Raw genomic sequence first — 3,893 nt, 5'->3', positions numbered from 1 at the left:
TCAAGGCCAACCAGCCCACCGCCTACGCCCAGCTCGCCGCCCTGCCCTGGACCTCGATCAAGGTCCAGCACACCGCCTCCGCCACCGCCCACGGCCGCCGCGAGTCCCGCTCGATCAAAACCTGCACTATCGCCGACAACCTCGGCGGCATCGCTTTCCCCCACGCCCACCTCGCCATCCGGGTCCACCGCCGCCGCAAGCCCACCGGCCGGCCCGAAACCCGCGAGAACGTCTACGCGGTCACCAGCCTCGCCGCCCATCAAACCCGCCCCATCGACCTCGCCACCGCCATCCGGGGGCACTGGGGAATCGAAAACTCCTCCCACTACATCCGAGATGTCACGTTCGCCGAGGACGCCTCGACCATTCACACCGGCACCGCACCCCGCGCCATGGCCACCATCCGCAACCTCGCCATCGGCACCCTGAAGATCCTCGGAGCCGACAACATCGCCAAGACCACCCGCGCCATCCGCCACGAACCCGAACGAGCACTCGCCATCCTGGGCATCACCAACAACCCAGACACTCACGGAACTTGATCAAGCCCTGATGGTGAACCACCCGAATTGACAGGGCAGTTGAGCTGAACCGTCCGGGCGGGTGATGCGTCATCCCCCTGTGAGGAGCGGTGCCGCGAAATCCCTGCGGAACCTCGTCCGTGGGGCAACACTGGTGCCGACCGACTTATCACAACGGGGGACGGTCATGAACGAGGCTTCACGCAGCGGAACCGAACCGACAGCCGACTCAACGGTCACCACAGAGCGAGAGATCCCACCCATGTGCCAGCACCAGCCACCGTGCCGCTCAGCCGACTCCGCCGACCGGGAATCCGCCCGGCTCGTGGCGCACCACCCGGAGCAGGGCTGGAGCCTGCTGTGCAACGGTGTCGTGCTCTTCGAGGACACCGGTGAACTCCTGCCCGACGGCCAAGTCATCGCCCCGCAGCGCCCCCGGGGCGCCAGCCTGACCACCGCCTGAGCACGACCGGGCGGTACGGACCGCCGGGACGGAAGCAGGGGCCGGACCGCGGAACCTTCCGCGCACCGGCCCCGACGCGTCTCCGGGCCGCGTCACTCACCGTAATACGCCACACGCAAAGGCGTGACCGGCTCCTGCCCCACGTGGCCGGGGCGGGCAGGGCGGTGTCGGCGGTCCGACGGCCCCTCGGTCCCTGCCCCGCGACGCCCCGGCCCGCGCCCTATCGTGACCGGCATGCAGTCCTACACGATCGGCCAGGCAGCGAGACTGCTCGGAGTGAGCCCTGACACCGCCCGCCGCTGGGCGGACGCGGGACGCGTCACCACCCACCGCGACGACGGCGGACGGCGGCTCATCGACGGCCGGGATCTCGCCGCGTTCTCCGTCGAACTCGCCAAGGCGGGTGCCCCCGGGGAAGACGCCCCGTACACCTCAGCCCGCAACGCCTTCCCCGGCATCGTCACGGCGATCAAGCTCGGCGATGTCGCCGCCCAGGTCGAGATCCAGGCCGGCCCGCACCGTCTCGTCTCCCTGCTCACCCGCGAGGCCGTCGAGGAACTCGGGCTGGAGGTCGGTGTGGAGGCCGTCGCGCGAGTGAAGTCGACAAACGTCCATATCGACCGCACCTGAGGCGGGCAGGCGTGCCGAAAGAACGCATGTGCAGGCGCTTTCACTTCTCCCGCTCGCCTATGCGAGGAAAGAAAGGGCTCACTCCTGGCAGATGCGCACGTATGATCGGCGTAGTGGCAGAGTACCGCGGGCTCTGCCCCGACCCGCCGAAGGAGTCTCCTGGATGATCCGTTCCGTACGACGGGCGGGTAAGCCCCGCCGGGTCGCCGGCGTCGGAGCCATCGCCGTACTGGCGCTGAGCGGCTGCTCCCCGTCCGGCCCGGGGTCCTCCTCGGGACCGGAGGGGGCGGGCGTCACCGGCACGGTCACCGTCTTCGCGGCCGCCTCCCTGAAGGAGACCTTCACGGAGCTGGGTGAGCGGTTCGAGACGAAGCATCCGGGGACCGAGGTCACCCTCAGCTTCGGCGGCAGCGACGCCCTGGCGGCCGGCATCAACAACGGCGCCCCCGCCGACGTCTTCGCGGCGGCCGGCACGAAGGCGATGCGGCTCGTCACGGACGAGGGCAACACGGCGGGCCGGCCGAGCACCTTCGTCCGCAACCGGCTGCAGATCGCCACCGCACCGGGCAACCCGCTCGGGATCGGCTCCCTCGACGACCTGACCGCATCCGGTCTGAAGGTCGTGCTGTGCGACGAAACGGTGCCCTGCGGCACCGCCGCGCAGACCGCGCTCACGGCCGGCGGCGTCGGACTGACACCCGCCTCCTACGAGCAGGACGTCAAGAGCGCCCTGACGAAGGTCGAACTCAAGGAGGCCGACGCGGCCCTCGTGTACCGCACGGATGTGCGCGCCGCCGGTGACAAGGTGGAGGGCGTGGAATTCCCCGAGTCCGCCGAGGCCGTCAACGACTACCCGATCGCCCGGCTGGAGAACGCCCCGAACCCGTCGGCGGCGAAGGCGTTCGTGGAGCTGGTGCAATCCCCCGAGGGCCGGAAGGTGCTGGACGGGGCGGGATTCCTGAAGCCATGACCACCGGCCAGGAAGCTTCCCGGAAGACACGCCCCCGCACGCCCGGCCGCGGTGTCCCGCTCGCCCTCCTCGCGCCCGCCCTGCTGGGCCTGGCCTTCCTTCTGGTCCCCCTGCTCGCCCTGCTGCTGCGTGCCCCCTGGCGCAGCCTGCCCGAGCAGCTGACCAGCCCCGGGGTGTGGGAGGCGCTGCGCCTGTCGCTGCTGTGCGCCACCACGGCGACCGCGCTCAGTCTGGTCGTCGGCGTCCCGCTGGCCTGGCTGCTGGCCCGTACCGACTTCCCCGGCCGGGGCCTGGTCCGTGCCCTGGTGACGCTGCCGCTGGTCCTGCCCCCGGTGGTGGGCGGTGTCGCCCTGCTGCTGGCGCTGGGCCGCAACGGGGTCGTCGGCCAGTGGCTGGACGCGTGGTTCGGCATCACCCTGCCGTTCACCACCGCGGGCGTCGTCCTCGCCGAGACGTTCGTGGCGATGCCGTTCCTCGTGATCAGCGTCGAGGGCACGCTGCGGGCGGCCGATCCGCGCTACGAGGAGGCGGCCACGACCCTGGGCGCCTCCCGCTTCACCGCCTTCCGCCGCGTCACCTTGCAGCTGATCGCTCCGGGCATCGCGGCCGGTGCCGTACTGGCCTGGGCGCGAGCGCTCGGGGAGTTCGGCGCGACGATCACCTTCGCCGGCAACTTCCCCGGCCGTACGCAGACCATGCCGCTCGCCGTCTACCTCGCCCTGCAGAACGACCCGGCCGCCGCGATCGCCCTCAGCCTGGTCCTGCTGGCGGTGTCCATCGCCGTACTGGCCGGGCTGCGTGACCGCTGGATGAGGACCGCCTGACGATCATGCCGAAGAAACCCGGGAAGACGACCCGCCCCGCCGACACCACCCCCGGACCCGCCTCCCCCGGACCCGCCACGCCCCGATCCGTCGCCGAAGGGCTGGACGCTCACCTCGTCGTGGACCGCGGCTCGTTCCGCCTGGACATCGCACTGACCGCCGCGCCCGGCGAGGTCGTCGCCCTGCTGGGCCCGAACGGCGCGGGCAAGACCACCGCCCTGCGCACACTGGCCGGCCTCGCGCCCCTCACCCACGGACATCTGCGGCTGGACGGCGCGGACCTGCGCCGTACGCCGCCGGAGTCGCGCCCCGTGGGCGTCGTCTTCCAGGACTACCTGCTCTTCCCTCACCTCACCGCCCTCGACAACGTGGCCTTCGGGCCGCGCTGCCGGGGCACCGGCAAGGCGGAGGCCCGCGCCCAGGCCGCCGCGTGGCTGGACCGGATGGGCCTGGCCGAGCACGGCGGCGCCAAGCCCCGGCACCTG

General features: G+C 71.6%; 6 protein-coding genes. All 6 read left to right on the top strand.

Annotated features, from left to right (window positions below; all coding sequences use genetic code 11):
• Window positions 1-542, top strand: a 542-nt coding sequence (locus B9S61_RS30210; protein WP_107499716.1) for an ISAs1 family transposase, incomplete at its 5' end; no start/stop codon positions are given.
• A 241-nt stretch (window positions 543-783) separates the two neighbouring features.
• A complete protein-coding gene (locus B9S61_RS30205) occupies window positions 784-984 on the top strand; it encodes a DUF5999 family protein (protein ID WP_103545077.1) in 201 nt (66 codons plus the stop codon).
• 234 nt (window positions 985-1,218) lie between these two features.
• The gene (locus B9S61_RS30200; RefSeq protein WP_103545076.1) at window positions 1,219-1,614 is read left to right on the top strand and encodes a molybdopterin-binding protein; all 396 of its coding nucleotides are present in this window, start codon (window positions 1,219-1,221) and stop codon (window positions 1,612-1,614) included.
• Window positions 1,615-1,777: 163 nt separating this feature from the next.
• Window positions 1,778-2,584 carry a molybdate ABC transporter substrate-binding protein gene (gene modA / locus B9S61_RS30195; protein ID WP_103545075.1) on the top strand — a complete coding sequence of 269 codons (807 nt, stop codon included), beginning with the start codon at window positions 1,778-1,780 and terminating at the stop codon, window positions 2,582-2,584.
• A complete protein-coding gene (gene modB / locus B9S61_RS30190; protein ID WP_103545074.1) occupies window positions 2,581-3,408 on the top strand; it encodes a molybdate ABC transporter permease subunit in 828 nt (275 codons plus the stop codon). The genes modA and modB overlap by 4 nt, the downstream gene beginning before the upstream one ends.
• Before the next feature lie 5 nt (window positions 3,409-3,413).
• The coding region (locus B9S61_RS30185; RefSeq protein ID WP_258039924.1) for an ATP-binding cassette domain-containing protein at window positions 3,414-3,893 on the top strand (480 nt) is incomplete at its 3' end.

The sequence above is a fragment of the Streptomyces sp. SM1 genome (assembly GCF_002910825.1).
Classification (GTDB): domain Bacteria; phylum Actinomycetota; class Actinomycetes; order Streptomycetales; family Streptomycetaceae; genus Streptomyces; species Streptomyces okerensis.
The sequence above is the reverse complement of the archived record's forward strand: the minus strand, read 5'-3'. Positions and strand labels throughout refer to the sequence as shown.